This window comes from Pseudonocardia sp. N23, from assembly GCF_002583555.1.
Lineage (GTDB): Bacteria > Actinomycetota > Actinomycetes > Mycobacteriales > Pseudonocardiaceae > Pseudonocardia.
Map to the genome: position 1 here is coordinate 110,721 of NZ_BEGX01000032.1, position 18,145 is coordinate 128,865.

The window sequence follows — 18,145 nt, forward strand, 5'->3', positions numbered from 1 at the left end:
AAGCGCGTCACCCGATCCACTCATCCGCTCAGGCCGGAGGGCTCGCTTCGTGAGTGCGACCGACGCCCCGGTGGCGGTACGCAGACCCGCTGGTGTCGCCACCCTGCTGGCGCCGGCCGGAATCTACCTGGCCATCCGCCTCGTCGGCGTGCTGGCGCTGGTGTGGCTGTCGCTGACGCACGGTGTCTCGCCGATCGACCGGCTCCGGGCCTGGGACGGCGACTGGATGCTCGCCATCGCCCAGCACGGCTACGGCGGCATCCCCGAGACGATGCTCGACGGGCACGGCAACCACAGCCCGTTCACCGCGCTCGCCTTCTTCCCCGGCTACCCGATGACGATCACCGTCGTCGCGCCGCTGCTCGGCGGCAACTCCGTCGCGGCCGCGTTCCTCGTGTCGCTGGTCGCGGGTGTCGTCGCCGCCTACGGGCTGACCCGGATCGGCGAGCTCGTCCCCGGCGGGTCGCGACGGACCGGACTGCTGCTGACGGCCCTGTTCGCGGCGGCGCCCATGGCCGTCACCCTCAACATGGCGTACACGGAGGCGCTGTTCTGTGCTCTCGCGGCGTGGTCGCTGGTCGGGCTGCTGCAGGGCCGGTGGTTGCTCGCCGGGGTGATGTGCGGGTTCGCCGGGCTCGTCCGGCCGACGTCGGAGGCGCTGGTGCTCACCGTCGTCATCGCGGCGGCGGTGGCGCTGGCCACACGTCGCGACGGCTGGCGCCCGCTCGCCGGTGCCGTGCTGTCGGTCTCGGGCATCGCCGGCTACCTGATCTTCGTGGCCGTCCGCACCGGCGAGCTGACCGGATGGTTCACCGTCCAGAGCACGGGGTGGGACGGCGGCATCGACGGCGGCGTCGCCGGCATGAAGTTCATCCTCGGCACGCTGACCAGCCGCGACGCCGCGCTCATGTACTACGTGTCGGCGGTCGTGCTGATCGGCGCGCTGGTACTGCTCGGCCTGTCGTTCGCCGCGCGGCTGCCGTGGCCGCTGCTGCTCTACGGGGCGGCCGTCGTCGCGACGGTGTGGCTCGCGTCCGGGGTCATGGCGTCACGGCCGCGGTTGCTGCTGCCCGCGTTCGTGCTGCTGCTGCCGATCGCCCTCGGCCTCGCCAAACGCCGCCCCACGACGGCGGTGTCCGTCGTCGTGGTGGCGGCGCTGGCGTCGGCCTGGTTCGGCGCGTACTCGCTCACGATCTGGCGGTACGCGATCTGACTGCGCTCAGAGCCCCGCGGCGACCGTCTCGGCGATCTCGTAGGTGTTGAGCGCGGCGCCCTTGCGCAGGTTGTCGCCGCACACGAACAGCTCCAGCGTGTTCGGGAAGTCCAGCGCCTGCCGGATCCGGCCCACCCACGTGGGGTCGTCGCCGACGACGTCGGCCGGGGTCGGCCACTCGCCCGCGGCCGGGTCGTCGCGCACGACGATCGTCGGCTGCTCGGAGAGCACCTTGCGGGCTGCGTCGACGGTGACCTCGCGCCCGAACGTCGCGTGGACCGCGAGCGCGTGCGTGGTGACGACGGGCACGCGCACGCACGTCGCCGACACCTTGAGGTCGGGGATGCCGAGAATCTTGCGGGACTCGTTGCGGACCTTCAGCTCCTCCGACGACCAGCCGTCGTCCTTCACCGAGCCGGCCCACGGCACGACGTTGAGCGCCAGCGGAGCCGGGAACGGCGAGTCGTCGGGCAGCCCCGCCTCGGCGAGCGCGGCCGCGACGTCGCCGGCCTTCTGCCCGAGGTCCTTGCCCGCGACAGCGGACAGCTCGGCCTGCAGCCGGTCGATGCCGGGCTGACCCGCACCCGACGCCGCCTGGTACGACGACACCACCAGCGCCTCGAGGCCGAACTCGCGATGCAGCGCACCCATCGCGGCCATCATCGACAGCGTCGTGCAGTTGGGGTTGGCGATGATGCCCTTGGGGCGGTCGGCCGCCTTGTCCGCATTGACCTCCGGCACCACGAGCGGCACGTCGGGGTCCATCCGGAACGCGCCGGAGTTGTCGACGGCCACCGCGCCGCGCGCGGCGGCGATCGGCGCCCACTCGGCGCTGACCGCGTCGGGCACGTCGAACAGCGCGATGTCGACGCCGTCGAACACCTCGGCCTCGAGCAGCCGGACAGTGATGTCCTCGCCACGGACCTTGAGCACCTTGCCCGCCGAGCGGGCGGACGCGACGAGCCGGATCTCGCTCCACGGCACGGACTCGCGGGCATCGATGATGTCGATCATCGTGGTGCCGACGGCCCCGGTGGCGCCGACGATCGCAACGACGGGACCCTTCGCGGCGCTCATCGCCCGGTCCCCGCGTACACGACGGCCTCTTCCGCGCCACCGAGCTCGAACGCGTCGTGCAGGGCACGGACGGCGCCGTCGAGCTGGTCGGCCCGGCAGATCACGGAGATCCGGATCTCGGAGGTGTTCATGGTCTCGATGTTCACGCCCGCGTTCGACAGCGCCTCGCAGAACGTGGCCGTGACACCCGGGTGGTTGCGCATGCCCGCGCCCACCAGCGACACCTTGCCGACCTCGGGGTCGTAGACGACCTGCTCGAAGCCGATGTCGCTCTTCGCCCCGTCCAGCGCGGCGACCGCACGCGGGCCGTCCGTGCGCGGCAGCGTGAACGTGATGTCGGTGGTGCCGACGGACTCGTGGGAGATGTTCTGCAGCACCATGTCGATGTTGATCTCGGCATCGGCGACGGTGCGGAAGATCCGGGCGGCCATGCCCGGGGTGTCGGGCACGCCCATGACCGTGATCTTGGCTTCGGAACGGTCGTGCGCGACCCCGGTCAGGATCGGGTTCTCCAACGGAATCTCCTCGATCGACCCGGCGACGAGCGTCCCCGGCTTGTCGTTGTACGAGCTGCGCACCCGCAGCGGCACGTTGTAGCGGCGGGCGTACTCGACGGCGCGCAGGTGCAGCACCTTCGCGCCGGAGGCCGCCATCTCCAGCATCTCCTCGTACGTCACGGTGTCGAGGTGCTGCGCGTCCGGCACGATCCGCGGGTCGGCGGAGAAGATGCCGTCGACGTCGGTGTAGATCTCGCAGACGTCGGCGTTCAGCGCCGCGGCCAGCGCGACGGCGGTCGTGTCCGACCCGCCGCGGCCCAGCGTCGTGATGTCCTTGGAGTCCTCGCTCATCCCCTGGAAGCCGGCGACGAGGACGATCGAGCCCTCGTCGAGCGCGCTGCGCAGCCGGCCCGGGTTGACCTGCACGATGCGGGCGTCGCCGTGCCTGGACGTGGTGAGCATCCCGGCCTGCGAGCCGGTGAAGGAGCGGGCCTCGGCCCCGAGCGCATGGATCGCCATCGCGACGAGCGCGTTCGAGATGCGCTCACCCGCGGTGAGCAGCATGTCCATCTCACGGGCGGGCGGCGCGGGCGAGACCTGCTCCGCGAGGTCGGTCAGCTCGTCGGTCGTGTCCCCCATGGCGGAGACGACGACGACGACGTCGTGGCCTTCTTTGCGCGTCCGGACGATCCGCTCGGCGACCTTCTTGATGCGGTCCGCGTCCTGAACCGACGATCCGCCGTACTTCTGCACGACGAGGGCCACGCCGTCCTCCTGTCCTGGCGCCGCTCACACGACGACGTTGCGTTCGGCTGGGAGCCCGGACCGGTCGGCACGCTCTCCCGACCGCCCGCGGGCCTGGTCGGGAGCCCAGCCTACCGGCGCCGAGCAGCGCCGTTAACCTCGATGACCGATGCCACAGACACCGACGGCGCCCCGGCCCCGCTCGCAGGGTGTGCCGGAGGCTCCCGTGAGAACGGACACGTCCGCGCGGCGGCCCCGCCGGGGCCCGACGACCGTGACGGTCCCGGTCCTCCCCCCGGCCCCCGTCGTGCGCGCCGCGCTCGCCCCCGCGGTCGTCTACCTCGCCGTGCGCGGCGTCGGCACCGCGGTCCTCGTCCTCCTCGCCGGCGCCAACGGTGGCCGCCTCGGCGACCGGCTCGACGCCTGGGACGGCCACTGGTTCCTCGGCATCGCCCAGGGCTGGTACGGCGACGTCCCCCTCGGTCTGGTCGACGCCAGCGGCGCCCGCACCGCCGCCACCCCGCTCGCGTTCTTCCCCGGATACCCCGCGCTCGTCGCGATCGTCCGGTTCGTGACGGGCGTGCCCCTGCTGGTCGCCGCAGTCGTCGTGACGGTCGGTGCCGGCGTGCTCGCCGCGTACGCCGTCGCGCGGATCGGCCGGGCCGTCCCCGGCGGCTCCCCCCGCGCGGGGCTCGTCCTGGTCGCGCTGTTCGCGTCCGCACCGATGGCCGTCGTGCTGTCCATGGCCTACTCCGAGGCCCTCTTCTGCGCCTGCGCCGCCTGGGCGCTCGTGTTCCTGCTCGAACGACGCTGGTCCGCCGCGGGCATGTGCTGCCTCGCCGCCGGCCTCGTCCGGCCGACGGCGTGGGCGCTGCTGATCGTCGCCGTCGCAGCCGCCGCGGTCGCGCTGTACCGGCGCGAGGACGACGCCAGGCCGTGGGCCACGATCGCCCTCGCCCCCGTCGGGCTGCTCGGCTACCTCGCGTGGGTGGGCCTCCACACCGGCTCCCCGACCGGGTGGTTCACGCTGCAGGCCACGGGCTGGGGCTCCCGCGTCGACGGTGGCCAGGCCACGCTGCGGTGGGCGGGCTCGGTGCTGGCGTCCGGCCCGTCGATCTTCGAGGTGGGGACGATCCTCGCCCTCGCGGGTGCCGGGGTGCTGCTCCTCGTCGGCCTGCGCGACGCCGCCGCCGCGGCGCTGCCGTGGACGCTGTACTGCTACGGCGCCCTCGTCGTCGCGATGGACGTCGGCAGCGCCGGGGTGATGGCATCGAAGGCGCGACTGCTGCTGCCCGCGTTCACGCTGCTGATCCCCGTCGCGATCGCGCTGGCCCGTCTCGCCGAGCGGCACCGCGTCGCGGCCGTCGGGCTCGTCGCGGGGGTGGTGCTGGCGTCGGCCTGGTTCGGCGGGTACGCCGTCGCGATCTGGCCGGCCGCGATCTGAGCCGTCAGGGCTTCAGCAGGTCCGGCTTCAGCAGGTCCGGCTTCAGGAGATCCGGCGCACCAGCCGCACCACGACCGCGGTGATCAGCCACCAGATCGCCGCCGCCACGCCGTAGTTCAGCGTGATCCGCAGCTTGCGCTCGTCGGGCAGGAACAGGTCGTCCAGGCCGAGGGTGAGCCGGCCCGCGACGTCGGACACGAACGCCGTCAACCCGTTGGCCGGGTTCGCGTCGAGCAGCGTCAACACGATGTGCAGCACCAGGAACGCGACGATGACCATTCCGACGATCTGCAGCACCCGAGCCAACATGCCCGCGCCGCGACGTGCCGAGGTGCGCACAGCCATGGACCCTCCGCCCGATTCGTAACCGCCGGGCCATCCTGACACGGGCGCCGCCCGAGGACCGGGCGGCGCGGCCGACCGATCGGGGAGCGGCCGACGTGAGCCGGATCCCGCGATGCGGGAGGTGCTTGCCGTCGGGACCGCACAGGGGGTTACAGTCGTCTCGTGGCGCACCTGCTCCTTATCCGCCGCGGCGGGGTCTGACCGACCGGCCCCTCGTCGCGGAGTGTGGCGTGCCCGCCGGTCATCACGTCCCGGCCGCACGAGGAGCACATCGAGCATGAGCATGTCCCCCGACGCGTACACGTCGTCGAACGCCAGCCGTATCCGCACGCCGTCCGATCCCGTACCCGAGGGCCAGGCGCCGTGGAACCCGCAGCGCGGTTCCCATCTGCCGTTCCACCGCTACCGGCCGTTCCACGAGCTGGTCGAGCCCGTGTCGCTGCCCGACCGCACCTGGCCCGACACCCGCATCACCAAGGCCCCGCTCTGGTGCGCGGTCGACCTGCGCGACGGCAACCAGGCCCTGATCGACCCCATGAGCCCCGCGCGCAAGCGCCGCATGTTCGACCTGCTGGTCCGCATGGGCTACAAGGAGATCGAGGTCGGCTTCCCGGCGGCGAGCCAGACCGACTTCGACTTCGTCCGCGAGATCATCGAGACCGACGCGATCCCCGACGACGTCACCATCCAGGTGCTGACCCAGGCCCGCCCCGAACTCATCGAGCGCACCTACGAGGCCTGCGAGGGCGCGCCCCGCGCGATCGTCCACCTCTACAACTCGACGTCGATCCTGCAGCGCCGCGTCGTCTTCCGCTCCGACCGCGACGGCATCTCCAAGATCGCCACCGACGGCGCCGAGGACGTGCTGCGCTTCTCCGAGAAGTACCCGAACACCGACTGGCGCTTCGAGTACTCCCCCGAGTCCTACACCGGCACCGAGCTGCAGTACGCGGTCGACGTATGCAACGCCGTCAGCGGGATCTGGCAGCCCACCCCCGAGTCGCCGATGATCGTCAACCTGCCGGCAACCGTCGAGATGGCCACCCCCAACGTCTACGCCGACTCCATCGAGTGGATGCACCGCAACCTCGCCCGGCGCGAGGGCATCGTGCTGTCGCTGCACCCGCACAACGACCGCGGCACCGGTGTCGCCGCCGCCGAGCTCGGCTACCAGGCCGGCGCCGATCGCATCGAGGGCTGCCTGTTCGGCAACGGCGAGCGCACCGGCAACGTCGACCTGGTGACCCTGGGCATGAACATGTTCACCCAGGGCGTCGACCCCCAGATCGACTTCTCCGACATCGACGAGATCCGCCGCACCGTCGAGTACTGCAACCAGCTGCCCGTCGCCGAGCGCCACCCCTGGGGCGGCGACCTGGTCTACACGGCCTTCTCCGGCAGCCACCAGGACGCCATCAACAAGGGCTTCCAGGCGATGGAGACCGACGCGGCCGAGGCCGGCGTCGCCGTCGACGACTACCGCTGGGAGGTCCCGTACCTGCCGGTCGACCCCAAGGACATCGGCCGCAGCTACGAGGCCGTCATCCGGGTCAACTCGCAGTCCGGCAAGGGCGGCGTCGCCTACATCATGAAGGCCGAGCACCAGCTCGACCTGCCGCGCCGGCTGCAGATGGAGTTCTCCAAGGTCATCCAGAACTACACCGACACCGAAGGCGGCGAGGTCTCCCCCAAGGAGATGCGCGACGCCTTCGACGTCGAGTACCTCGACCGCGCCACCCCGCTGAAGCTGCTGCGCCACACCCTCACCAGCGATGGTGAGGGCCGCGACGAGATCATCGCCACCGTGCGCGTCGAGTCCGACGTCCACGAGATCCGCGGCAGCGGCAACGGCCCCATCGCGGCGTTCGTCGACGCGCTCGCCGGCATCGGGTTCGACGTCCGCGTCCTCGACTACCACGAGCACGCGCTCTCCTCCGGTGACGACGCCCGCGCCGCCGCCTACGTCGAGTGCACGATCGAGAACAAGGTGCTCTGGGGCGTCGGGATCGACAGCTCCATCGTCAGCGCCTCGCTGCGGGCCGTCGTCTCGGCCGTGAACCGCGCGATGCGCTGACCCACGAGAACGTGGCCGCCGGGCCCGCGCGATCCGCGGGGCGGGTGGTCCTCCACGGCCGCGTGCCGGGTGACGACCTCACTCGGGAACGGCCGACGGCCCGGGAGGGACGGACGACAGGTCCGCCCTCCCGGGCCGCTGTGTATCTGGTGACTCCTCGTGACGGTCGGGGTGCCGTCAGGCGGGGTCGAACTCTCCGGCCTTCACACCTTTCACGAAGGCGACCCACTCGTCACGGGAGAAGGCGAGGGTGGTCTGTCCCTCGTCCTTGCTGTCCCGAACGAGGACTGTTCCGTCGGGGCTGAGCCCGACCTCGACACACTCGCCGAAGTTGCAGAAACTGCTGGTAGAGAACTCGATCATGACTCCCCCTCTCCGGACGCTGCGACTGGTAGCGGTGAAGATACTCAGCCATCAACGCCGCCGAATCCCGGGGTGAGAGGGACTTCGCGACGACGTCATCGAACACCTCCGCGTAGAGCTTCGTGTCCTCTTCGGAGTCGAGGTACGTGTCGCCAGCATGACTCTCGATGTACACGGTCTGTCCGAGTGACTCGCGGAGTTGCAGAATCGTGAACTGACCGATGTGGGCCCGATGGATACCGACCGAGAGGGGAAGCACCCGGACGTCCACGTTGGGCAGGGCTGCGGTCCGCGCAATGGCGTCGATCTGCTCAGCCATGAGCGCAGGTCCTCCGACCACGCGGCTGAACAACGCTTCATCCAGTACGGCCGCCATCTGCAGCGGGGCGGTGTGACGACGCAGCGCCTCCTGCCTCTGCAGCCGGAGTTGGACAAGGCTCTCGATGTCCTGGTTCGCATGGCCAGGAAGCAGAGCGGTCAGCAGCGCGCGCGAATACGCCGCAGTCTGCAGCAGCCCCGGCAGGACCATCGCGGTGAACCCTCTGTAGCCCACCGCCTCCGTCTCCATCGCAGCGTATCGACCCGGAATGTCGAGGACATGCCGCGCTGTCTGAACACCCTCCGTGTACGGCTCCCACCAGCCTTGCTGGCGGCCGTCACGGACCAGGCGGAGCAGCATGTCGTGCTCGGTGTCCGACGTGACGCCGTAGATGCGCATCAGCTCGCGGACGTCGGGGAGCTTGGGTATCCCCTTGCCGTTCTCGAGCCTCGAGATCTTGGACGTCGAGCACGACATCTCGCGGGCGACGTCGTCCAGGTGTAGTCCCGACTTGTTCCGCAGTCGTCTCAGCTCGGCACCGAGGCGACGCCTCGGGCCTGCGGGACCGTGCGCTTCGGCCATCACGGGCTTCCTGGGAGTGCGGGGGCTGGGCCGGCGGGGGACGTGGCGCGGCCGAGGAAGAGTACGACATGTGAATGCCTGGTGCAATCTCATCAGATTGCAATTGCATGAGGGGCTTCCATACGGCATTCTCATACCTGTCCGAACGATCCGGTTCCGCTCTCACGGAGCCTGTGTCGGAGAGAGGAGGCGTCATGAGGTTCTCCACGACAGCCTCCCGAGTCGCGCCCCGCCAGCCTGACGGAACCGCACCCGCAACCCGGGCGTCCCGGCTTCCGCACCCGTCCCGGCATCTGCCGGGAGCACCGACCTCCCGGCAACCGGCCGGGTCAGGAGATCACGGGAGAGGGCTTCACCATGAAGAAGAAGGCACGCACGGCTGACCGCACGGTTCGCGCCGCCACCCGTCCCGGCAGGTGGTCGCCATGATCGCCCTGCTGCTCGTCGGCTTCAGCGCACTCGTCGTCCTCGCGGTGATCGTCGGCGTCGTCGACGCCGCCCGCGCCGCGGACCGGCGATTCGTCGCCTCCGAACGCCGCCTCGCGTGGGAGCGCCGCCAGCAGCACCGGCACGCCTCCGCGACGGCGTCCTCCTGGGACGACGAGGACGACTGACCGGTCCGGTACCGACGGGGGGTCGGCACCGGACGGGCCGCCGCGCACCGCGCGGCGGCCCACCTCTCCCTCTCCCGCGAGGGACTCCCCCGATCGGGAACGTCGTCGGCGGGCCGCAACCCGGTCCGCTCCCGGGAGGAGGTCGTGATGATCGTGTTCGTCGCACTGGGCATCACCGCACTGACCGTCGTGTCGGTGATCGTCGGACGACTCTCGGTCGCCGACACCGTCGAGGCCCGCCGCGCGCAGCAGACGCGCAAGCACTGGGACCTCTACCGGTGGGAGCAGGAACTCCTCAACGCCGCCGAGGTCCGCGGCTGCCCGAGCTGCCGGCTCCTGCGCCGGCGTGCGGAGTTGCACGCCGACCCGCCTTCGGAGTAGCTGCTACAGGGCGCGCCGACCCGACAGCGCGCGGCCGAGGGTGAGCTCGTCGGCGAACTCCAGGTCGCCACCCATCGGCAGCCCGGACGCGAGCCGCGTCACCGTCAGCCCCGGGAAGTCGCGCAGCAGCCGCACCAGGTACGTCGCCGTCGCCTCCCCCTCGGTGTTGGGGTCGGTCGCGATGATGACCTCGGCGATGTCGGTCTCGTCCGGCGCCGGACCCGTCCCACCGAGTCGGGCCAGCAGCTCACGGATCGTCAACGAGTCGGGGCCGATGCCTCCCAACGGGTCCAGAGCACCCCCGAGCACGTGGTAGCGGCCCTTGAACTCACGGGTCCGCTCGACCGCCAGCACGTCCTTGGGCTCCTCGACCACACACACCATCGTCGGGTCCCGGCGCGCGTCGGCGCAGTACCGGCAGCGGACGTTCTCCGAGACGTTGTTGCAGACGTCGCAGAACCGCACGCCCTGCTTCACCCGCTGCAGCACGTCCTGCAGCCGGGACACGTCGGCCGGATCGGCCGCGAGCAAGTGGAACGCGATCCGCTGGGCGCTCTTCGGCCCGACGCCCGGCAGCCGGCCCAGCTCGTCGATCAGGTCCTGGACCGGCCCCTCGAACACGGTGCTCCGCGCCCCGTCAGAAGCCGGGGAGGCCGAGGCCGCCCGCGGCCCCGCCCAGGCCACCCGCGAGGGGGCCCATCTTCTCCGCCTGCGCCTGCGACGCGGCCGCGCTCGCGTTCTGGAACGCGCCGACGACCAGGTCCTGCAGCGTCTCGACGTCGTCGGGGTCGACGACCTTCGGGTCGATCCTGACCGCGCGCACATCCCCGGCCGCCGTCATCGTCACCTCGACGAGACCGTTGCCCGCCTGGCCGGTCACCTCGAGGACCTGCAGCTCCTGCTGGGCTGCGACGAGCTGCTCCTGCATCTTCTGCGCCTGCTGGAGAATCATCGACATGTCGGGCTGACCCGGTTGCACAGAGCTCTCCCGTCACTTCGCCGCGTGTCCGCTGCGGACCGCGCCCGATCGCCAGGGTAGCCGTGCGAAGCTGTCGGCCGTGTCCGCCCCGAGTCGCACCGCACTCCTGGTGTTCGCGGCGGCCGTGCTCGCCGCGTGCGCCACCGCCGCGCCGGTCAGCGGCACCGCGACTCCGCTGTCGTCGCCGGCCGCCCTGCCCTCCCCCGCGGCCGCCCCGACCGCACCTCCGACGACCCCGCCGACGACGGTCCCGCCGCGGCCCCGGATCGTCGTCCTCGACCCGGGGCACAACGGCGGCAACGCCCGCAACCTCGCCGCGATCAACAAGCAGGTGCCCGACGGGCGCGGCGGGACCAAGCCCTGCAACACCACCGGCACCCAGACCGACGCCGGCTATCCCGAACACGCCTTCGCCTGGGACCTCGCCCGGCGTGTGCGCGACAAGCTCACCGCGAAGGGCGTCACCGTCGTGATGACGCGCGACAGCGACGCAGGCGTGGGGCCGTGTGTCGACGTCCGGGGCGCCGCCGGGGAGAAGGCGGACGCCGACGCCGTCGTGTCCCTGCACGCCGACGGCTCCGCCCCCGCGAACAGGGGCTTCCACGTCGCCTACTCCGAGCCGCCGCTCTACCCGGCGCAGGCCGGCCCCGCCCACGTCCTCTCCGCCGACCTGCGCGACGCCCTGCGCACCGGCGGGTTCGCCGTCTCCGACTACATCGGTCGCGACGGTCTCTCGGCCCGCAACGACCTGGCCGGGCTCAACCTGTCGACGCGCCCCACCGCCCTGGTCGAGTGCGCGAACATGCGCAACGCCGCCGAGGCCGCGCTGGTGTCCTCGGCCGACGGCCGCGAGCGCTACGCCACCGCGATCGCCGCAGGTGTCCTGGCGTTCCTGGCACGTTGACGAACCCTCGTCCGGCCATGCCCCCACCGAACGTGTCGTCAGCGCGGGTCGCGCGCCCTGGTGACACGTGGTGCGAGGCCGCCCCCGACGAGCGTGTCGTCAGTGCGGGGCGGAGGCTCTCACGACACGTTCGGTGCCAGGATCAGACGCCCGAGCGGAGGGTCGACGCGGAGTCGAGGATCGCCCGCGCCATCGCGTCGGCTGCCGGCGACGTCGAGCGGCGCGAGGTCTGCAGCGTGAAGTCGAAGGCGTCGAGCTCCGGGAGACCCGGTATCGGCACCAGGCCGTCCGGCATCAGCGTCTCCGCATGCGCGACCACCCCCAGCCCCGCCGAAGCCGCCGCCCGCAGCCCCGACAGAGACCCGCTCGTGCACGCCATCCGCCACTCCAGCCCCGCGGCCTCCAGCGCCGCGACAGCCGTCGCCCGCGACAGCGCCGGCCGCGGGTAGCTGATCAACGGCACCGGGCCGCCGTCGAGCCGGAACCCCGGCGACGACACCCATACGAAGCGGTCGCGCCACACCCGCGTCCCCCGCGGCCGGCCGGGCGAGCGCTTCGCGAAGATCAGGTCGAGGTCACCCGCGTCGAGCGCAGCCTCCAGATTCTCGCTGAGGCCGACCGTCAACACCAGGTCGACGCCCGGGTACCGGCGCCGGAACCGGTCGAGGATCCGCGCCAGCCGGGTCGCGACCAGGTCCTCCGACAGCCCCAGCCGCAGCCGCCCGCGTACCTGCACACTGTGGAAGTGGGCCAGCGCGCGGTCGCCCGCGTCGAGGATCGTGGCGGCGAACTCGACCATCGCCTCGCCGTCGGCCGTCAGCGCCACGGAGTGGGTGTCGCGCACGAACAGCGTCCGGCCGACGGCCTCCTCCAGCTTGCGGACGTGCTGGCTGACGGTGCCCTGCCGCACCCCGAGCCGTTCCCCGGCGCGCGTGAAGCTCAGCGTGTCCGCCACCGCGGCGAACGAGCGCAGCAGCACAGGATCCAGCACCTGGTCATCGTAGAACGCGATGGCAGACAGCACGGTGCACGTGTTTCCGAATGACAGCTGCCGGTCGACGATGGAGGGGTGCTCGACCGTGTCCGCCGCATCCGCCCCGACCCGTTCATCCTGGCGCTGCTCGCCGTGATCGGGATCGCCGCCCTGCTCCCCGCGCGCGGAGCCGTCGCCACCGGCTTCGGCCACGCGACGACCGTCGCCATCGGGTTGCTGTTCTTCCTCTACGGTGCGCGGCTGTCCACCCGCGAGGCGGTCGACGGCCTGCGGCACTGGCGGCTGCACGGCACCGTCCTCGCCGCCACGTTCGTGCTCTTCCCGCTCCTCGGCCTCGCCGTCACCCTGCTGCCGACGGCCATCCTGCCCCGCGACCTCGCGCTCGGCGTCGTCTTCCTGTGCTGCCTGCCCTCGACCGTCCAGTCGTCGATCGCGTTCTCCTCCCTCGCCCGTGGCAACGTCCCTGCCGCGATCTGCGCGGCGTCGCTGTCCAACCTGCTCGGCATCGTCGTCACGCCGCTGCTCGCGGGCCTCCTGCTGGCCTCGCACGGCGGCATCTCCGGCAGCGCGGTCGTCGACGTCGCGCTGCAGCTGCTCGCCCCGTTCGTGCTCGGCCAGCTCGCGCGCCCCTGGATCGGCGGCTGGGTGGCCCGGCACAAGAGGCGCCTGGTGGTCGTCGACCGCGGATCGATCCTGCTGGTCGTGTACGTGGCGTTCAGCGAGGGGATGGTGGAGGGCATCTGGACGCGGCTGTCCGTCTCGGCGCTGGTGACGCTGGTGGCCGTCTGCCTGACGCTGCTGGCGGCCGTCCTGCTGATCACCTGGTACGTCCCGCGCCGCTCCCCCTACGCCGACCGCGTCACGATCATGTTCTGCGGGTCGAAGAAGAGCCTCGCCAGCGGCCTGCCGATGGCGGGGGTGCTGTTCGCGGGCGCCCAGGTGGGCCTCCTGGTCCTGCCGCTCATGCTGTTCCACATGATCCAGCTGATGGCCTGCGCCGCGATCGCCGCCCGGCTGGCCCGCCGCGCGCAGCCGTCCGAACCCGTGGTCCTGGCGCGCCGGCCTGGCACCGCACGTGTCACCAGCGCGACTCCACGACTCTGAGCACACGTCGGATGGCGAGGCGTGCGGCACGTCGCGGGGTGGCCCGGCACCGGCACCGATCTCGGCGAACGTGTCGTCAGTGCAGCCGGCACCGCTCCGGTCGCACGTTCGGCGCCCAATCCGGATCGGACGTGTCATGGGAGGGCTGCGATCGAATCCGGTGACACGTCGGGTGTGGGGACGCCCCTGGCGGTGAGCGCCCGCCAGACCAGGATCGCGATCTCCCGCGTCGTCGTGTCGCTCCCGACGTGCACCATCTCCCATCCCGCCCTGGCCAGCTCGGCCTCCCGACGGAGATCGCGCCGGGCCCGACCCGGCGTCCGATGGTCGCTGCCGTCGTACTCGATCCCCAGTGCCACCTGCGGGTAGGCCAGGTCGAGCCGGTACCGGCCGACAGGATGTTGTGGCACCGGAGCCGGGAGGCCCGCGAGCAGGATCGCCACCCGCGTACGGCTCTCCCCCGGGGACTCGGCCCGCGCATCGGCGAGCTCGACGACTCGCGGCAGCCGCCGCGTTCCGCGTACACCCGGGTGACGACGGGCGAGCGCGAGCACCGCGCTCGGCTCGAAGCGACCGACCCGCGCGAGCGCGTCGACCGCCGGGACCGCCCGCAGCAGGGGCTCCCGGCGCGCGAGGTCGTACGCGGTCCGGAGCGGCGAGGTCAGGTCGATCCCGTCGACGGAACGGGTCTCTCCGGGATGCGGTCGGAAGCGGTGCACCCGGAGGCCGGGTCGGGGACGACGGTCGCTGCCCGGCAGGACGATCTCGACCGGCGCTGACGCCGGTGCACACGATGCACCGAGGAGCTCCGCCGCCGCCCAGCCCGCGAGGAGTCCCTTGCCGTCCGCGTTGAGATACGCCGCGATCGCCCGGACCCGCAGGTCGACCGGGACACCGGCGCCCACGTAGACGTCCGGGAAGAGTCGTACGAACCGCTGCCCGCGAAGCGCGCTCTTGCCGACCGCGCCCGCAGCAACGGCTTCCGACCCACGGAACGGCGTACTCCCGATGTCCATGGGCGCTTGGACGCGAACGGGCTCGATCCGGTTCCCCCGTTCGGTAACCAGACCGAACGTGTCGCCAACACAGTGACACCGCGCTCGACACACGTTCGTCCGTGAGGCACTCCCCGGGCGTGTCGTCAGCGCAGCACGGGGACGCCTACGACACGCCCGATGGATCGGGCGCCGGGTCAGTGCTCCGAGGTGGTGCGGGCGAGGCGGCGGGTGATCACGAAGTTCGCGACCTCCACCAGCACGATCCCGACGACGGCGACCGTGAGACCGACGAGCATCGTCGGGGTGTGGCCTGCGTCGAGCTGCCAGAAGTCGCGGCCGAACGGCAGCGGGGTCAGCAGCGCGTAGGCGAAGCACCCCAGCGAGGCCACGACCAGCGCCACCTTCCACAGCGCGAAGGGCCGGGCGATGACGGCGAGCACGCCCGTCGCGATCAGGTAGAGCGCGAGCACCGCGGCGGTCTTCTGCTGGATCTCCGTCGCCCCGACGTCGGTGCGGACGATCAGGTACGTGATCACCGTGCCGGCGGCGGCGATGATGCCCGACGGCGCCGCCAGCCGGAGCACGCGCCTGACGAACCCGGTCCGGGCACGCTCGGTGTTCGGCGCGAGCGCCAGGAAGAACGCAGGGATGCCGATGGTCAGCGCCCCGATGAGCGTCAGGTGCCGGGGCAGGAACGGGAACGGCACCCCGATGGCTCCGATCGCGATGGCCAGCAGCACCGAGTAGACGGTCTTGGTGAGGAACAGGTTCGCGACGCGCTCGATGTTGCCGATGACGCGCCGGCCCTCGGCGACGACGTGCGGCAGGGTCGCGAAGGAGTCGTCGAGGAGGACGATCTGGGCGACGGCGCGGGTGGCCGGGCTGCCGGAGCCCATCGCCACCCCGATGTCGGCGTCCTTGAGCGCGAGGACGTCGTTGACGCCGTCGCCGGTCATCGCGACGGTGTGTCCGCGCGACTGCAGCGCTCCGACCATCGCCCGCTTCTGCGCCGGCGTGACCCGGCCGAAGACGGTGCCACTGTCGACCTCGTCGGCCAGCGCCTCCATGGTCTCGGGCAGCTCGCGGGCGTCGACGGGTGCGTGGGCACCGGTCAGCCCGAGCGACGACGCGACCGCGGCGACCGACAGCGCGTTGTCGCCGGAGATGACCTTGACCTCGACGTCCTGTTCGGCGAAGTAGGCCAGCGTGCCGGCGGCCTCGGGCCGCACCTTCTGTTCGAGCACGACGAGGGCCACGGGGTCGATGTCGCCGGGCCCCGCCGGGTCGTCGACCTGGCCGGCGGAGCTGCCCAGCAGCAGGACGCGCAGGCCCTCGGAGCCGATGCGTTCGGCCGCGGCGCGGTCGGCGCTGCCCTCGGGGAGCAGCACGTCGGGGGCACCGAGGATCCAGTTGCCGCGGTCGCCGAAGCTCGCGCCGGACCATTTGCGTGCCGACGAGAACGGCTGCGTCGCCGACACGGTCCAGCCGGGCGAGGTGCAGGCCTCGGAGATCGCGAGCAGGCTGGCGTTGGGCCGCTTGTCGGAGACGCCGAGCGCGCCGAGCGCCTCGCGCGCCTGCGGCTCGGCGTGCGCGCCGAGGGAGTCGACGCGGGCGAGCCGCATGCCGTTCTCGGTGAGCGTGCCCGTCTTGTCGGCGCACACGGTGTCGACGCGGGCCAGGCCCTCGATCGCGGGCAGCTCCTGGACGAGGCAGTTGCGCTTGCCGAGCCGGATGACGCCGACGGCGAAGGCGATGCTGGTGAGCAGCACCAGGCCCTCGGGAACCATCGGCACCAGGGCGGCGACCATGCCGCGCAACGCTTCCGACAGGTCGTTGCCGACCGTGCGGAACTGGCTCCAGATGATCAGCGCCGCCGCCGGCACCAGGAGCCAGGTGATGATCTTGAGAATCCTGTCGATGCCGGAGCGCAGCTCGGAGTTGACCAGCGTGAACTTGCTGGCCTCCTCGGCGAGCTTGGCCGCGTAGGCCTCGCGCCCGACCTTCGTGGCCTGCTGCGCCCCACCGCCCGCGGCGACGAAGCTGCCCGAGAGCACCTGGTCGCCGACGAGCTTGTGCACCGGGTCGGACTCGCCGGTCAGCAGGGACTCGTCCACCTCGAGCCCGTCGGCAGCCAGCACGATCCCGTCGACGACGATCTTGTCGCCCGGCCCGAGCTCGATGACGTCGTCGAGCACGACGGCGCTGGGCGAGAGCTCGGCGGACGTCCCGTCACGGCGGACCCGGGGCCGTGCCTCGCCGACGATCGCGAGCCGCTCCAGGGTCCGCTTCGCGCGGAGCTCCTGGAAGATGCCGATGCCGGTGTTGATGATGATCACGAATCCGAACAGACCGTCCTGGATCGGGCCGATGACCAGGATGATCGCGAACAGCACGCCGACGATCGCGTTGAACCGGGTGAAGACGTTGGCGCGCACGATCTCGCCGACGCTGCGGCTGGCGCGGGCGGGAACGTCGTTGGTCTGCCCTGCGGCGACACGCTCGGCGACCTCGGCGGCCGTCAGTCCCGTCGTGACGTCGGTGGGCGCCGACTCGATGGTGGACACGTCGGCGGAGCCTACGCAGGTCGAACAGGGGCGTACCCGGGTGCCAGCACCCCAATCACCCTCGATCCACCCATTTCGTGGCTCGGGGTCGCTCAGGGTCTGTCGATCGCCTTGGCGCCCAGCTCGGCGGTCAGGAGCTCGATCGCGACCTCCTCGGGGTCGCGACGTTCGACCGGCCCGTTGTCGGAGTCGGCGGCGACCTCGGCCATCATCGACTCCTCGTCGTCGGGCGGAGGCTCGTCCGAGGACGGTTCCGGCGGCAGCGGGATGCCGTCGTCCGGGGCGGAGCGGCGGCGCGGCGGCGCGGCACGGTCGGCCGACGGGCGGGTGTGCTCACGCCGCGTCGGCGGGGTCGCCGGTTCGCGCCGGGACGGTGCGGCCGGGGCGGCGTCGCCGAACTCGCAGCGGACCCGCCAGCGGACGCCGAGGACGGCGTTGAGGGCGTCGGCGATGACGTCGAGGTTGCTCTGCTCCGACAGCAGCCGGGCCAGTGCCGCGGTGCCGGCGGCGAGGACCAACGTGTCGTCGGCGACCGTGCGGACCGTCGCCGTGACGAGGAGGGCGTGCGTGCGGACCTTGCGCTGCTTCGTCGCCGACAGCACCTCCGGCCAGATCCGGCGGACGGCAGCGGCGTCGAGGCCCCGCACGGCGGGGGGCGGCTCGGCGGCCGGGGGCTCGGCAGGCGGTTCCGCGGCCCGCAGTTCGGCAGCAGGCGGTTCCGCACCAGGCCGCTCCGCAGCCGGCCGCTCGGCAGCGGGCTGTCCGGCAGCAGGCCGCTCGGCAGCGGGCTCCGGCTCCGGACGGGCGCGGCGTTCGGGGGCAGCCGGCTCCGGGCGACGGGCGGCAGCGGGCTCGGCACGCTCGGGCTCGCCGGCACCGGGCCGTGCTGCGGGCTGCCGGCGCTCGGGCCGTCCGGCGGCGTCGCGACGCTCGGGCGCGGCGGGTTCAG

16 protein-coding genes and 2 pseudogenes are annotated in these 18,145 nt (G+C 72.1%); 7 read left to right on the forward strand and 11 right to left on the reverse strand.

Translation table 11 applies throughout. The features are described 5' to 3' along the window. The first annotated feature begins 49 nt into the window (after positions 1-49). Complete coding sequence (locus TOK_RS32530; RefSeq protein ID WP_098957798.1) at positions 50-1,213, forward strand: hypothetical protein; 1,164 nt, start codon at positions 50-52, stop codon at positions 1,211-1,213. A 6-nt stretch (positions 1,214-1,219) separates the two neighbouring features. Here TOK_RS32530 and TOK_RS11400 read toward each other — a convergent pair whose 3' ends face one another. Both TOK_RS11400 and TOK_RS11405 read right to left on the reverse strand, forming a co-directional pair. Next, positions 1,220-2,290 (reverse strand): aspartate-semialdehyde dehydrogenase, encoded by a 1,071-nt coding sequence (locus tag TOK_RS11400; protein WP_098957799.1) that lies wholly within the window; start codon positions 2,288-2,290, stop codon positions 1,220-1,222. Further along, positions 2,287-3,552, reverse strand: a complete 1,266-nt coding sequence (locus tag TOK_RS11405; RefSeq protein ID WP_098957800.1) for an aspartate kinase — start codon at positions 3,550-3,552, stop codon at positions 2,287-2,289. The genes TOK_RS11400 and TOK_RS11405 overlap by 4 nt, the downstream gene beginning before the upstream one ends. A gap of 205 nt (positions 3,553-3,757) precedes the next feature. Between TOK_RS11405 and TOK_RS11410 the strand changes: the two genes are divergently transcribed. Beyond that, a complete protein-coding gene (locus TOK_RS11410) occupies positions 3,758-4,975 on the forward strand; it encodes a hypothetical protein (RefSeq protein ID WP_098957829.1) in 1,218 nt (405 codons plus the stop codon). A 42-nt stretch (positions 4,976-5,017) separates the two neighbouring features. Here TOK_RS11410 and TOK_RS11415 read toward each other — a convergent pair whose 3' ends face one another. Next, positions 5,018-5,320 (reverse strand): hypothetical protein, encoded by a 303-nt coding sequence (locus TOK_RS11415; protein WP_098957801.1) that lies wholly within the window; start codon positions 5,318-5,320, stop codon positions 5,018-5,020. Positions 5,321-5,597: 277 nt separating this feature from the next. On the opposite strand from TOK_RS11415, the gene leuA reads away from it, so the two are divergent. Then, positions 5,598-7,394: a 2-isopropylmalate synthase gene (gene leuA, locus TOK_RS11420; RefSeq protein WP_098957802.1), complete on the forward strand. Its 1,797-nt coding sequence runs from the start codon at positions 5,598-5,600 to the stop codon at positions 7,392-7,394. Between the two features lie 177 nt (positions 7,395-7,571). Here leuA and TOK_RS11425 read toward each other — a convergent pair whose 3' ends face one another. Together TOK_RS11425 and TOK_RS34005 are read right to left on the reverse strand one after the other, a co-directional pair. Then, positions 7,572-7,757 carry a DUF397 domain-containing protein gene (locus TOK_RS11425; protein ID WP_098957803.1) on the reverse strand — a complete coding sequence of 62 codons (186 nt, stop codon included), beginning with the start codon at positions 7,755-7,757 and terminating at the stop codon, positions 7,572-7,574. Positions 7,758-7,815: 58 nt separating this feature from the next. Next, positions 7,816-8,793: pseudogene (locus tag TOK_RS34005) on the reverse strand (helix-turn-helix domain-containing protein); the annotation flags it as partial. 290 nt (positions 8,794-9,083) lie between these two features. On the opposite strand from TOK_RS34005, the gene TOK_RS32535 reads away from it, so the two are divergent. After that, positions 9,084-9,272 carry a hypothetical protein gene (locus TOK_RS32535; RefSeq protein WP_172457527.1) on the forward strand — a complete coding sequence of 63 codons (189 nt, stop codon included), beginning with the start codon at positions 9,084-9,086 and terminating at the stop codon, positions 9,270-9,272. 147 nt (positions 9,273-9,419) lie between these two features. Continuing rightward, positions 9,420-9,653 (forward strand): hypothetical protein, encoded by a 234-nt coding sequence (locus tag TOK_RS11440; RefSeq protein ID WP_098957806.1) that lies wholly within the window; start codon positions 9,420-9,422, stop codon positions 9,651-9,653. A 3-nt stretch (positions 9,654-9,656) separates the two neighbouring features. Here the strand turns inward: TOK_RS11440 and recR are convergent, their stop codons facing one another. Further along, entirely contained in the window at positions 9,657-10,274 is a 618-nt protein-coding gene (recR, locus tag TOK_RS11445; protein WP_098957807.1) for a recombination mediator RecR, read from the reverse strand. A 16-nt stretch (positions 10,275-10,290) separates the two neighbouring features. Beyond that, positions 10,291-10,611: a YbaB/EbfC family nucleoid-associated protein gene (locus tag TOK_RS11450; RefSeq protein ID WP_216361938.1), complete on the reverse strand. Its 321-nt coding sequence runs from the start codon at positions 10,609-10,611 to the stop codon at positions 10,291-10,293. A gap of 100 nt (positions 10,612-10,711) precedes the next feature. Between TOK_RS11450 and TOK_RS11455 the strand changes: the two genes are divergently transcribed. Continuing rightward, entirely contained in the window at positions 10,712-11,536 is an 825-nt protein-coding gene (locus tag TOK_RS11455; protein WP_098957809.1) for an N-acetylmuramoyl-L-alanine amidase, read from the forward strand. Positions 11,537-11,678: 142 nt separating this feature from the next. Here the strand turns inward: TOK_RS11455 and TOK_RS11460 are convergent, their stop codons facing one another. Next, a complete protein-coding gene (locus TOK_RS11460; protein ID WP_098957830.1) occupies positions 11,679-12,527 on the reverse strand; it encodes a LysR family transcriptional regulator in 849 nt (282 codons plus the stop codon). A gap of 78 nt (positions 12,528-12,605) precedes the next feature. On the opposite strand from TOK_RS11460, the gene TOK_RS11465 reads away from it, so the two are divergent. Then, positions 12,606-13,634, forward strand: a complete 1,029-nt coding sequence (locus TOK_RS11465) for a bile acid:sodium symporter family protein (protein WP_098957810.1) — start codon at positions 12,606-12,608, stop codon at positions 13,632-13,634. A gap of 134 nt (positions 13,635-13,768) precedes the next feature. On the opposite strand, the gene TOK_RS11470 is transcribed toward TOK_RS11465, so the two are convergent. The 3 genes and pseudogenes from TOK_RS11470 to TOK_RS32540 form a co-directional block, all read right to left on the reverse strand. Next, the gene (locus tag TOK_RS11470; protein WP_141566354.1) at positions 13,769-14,650 is read right to left on the reverse strand and encodes an endonuclease domain-containing protein; all 882 of its coding nucleotides are present in this window, start codon (positions 14,648-14,650) and stop codon (positions 13,769-13,771) included. A 176-nt stretch (positions 14,651-14,826) separates the two neighbouring features. Beyond that, complete coding sequence (locus tag TOK_RS11475) at positions 14,827-17,196, reverse strand: HAD-IC family P-type ATPase (protein ID WP_098957812.1); 2,370 nt, start codon at positions 17,194-17,196, stop codon at positions 14,827-14,829. 92 nt (positions 17,197-17,288) lie between these two features. After that, a pseudogene (locus tag TOK_RS32540) lies at positions 17,289-18,145 on the reverse strand (DNA polymerase III subunit gamma/tau); the annotation flags it as partial.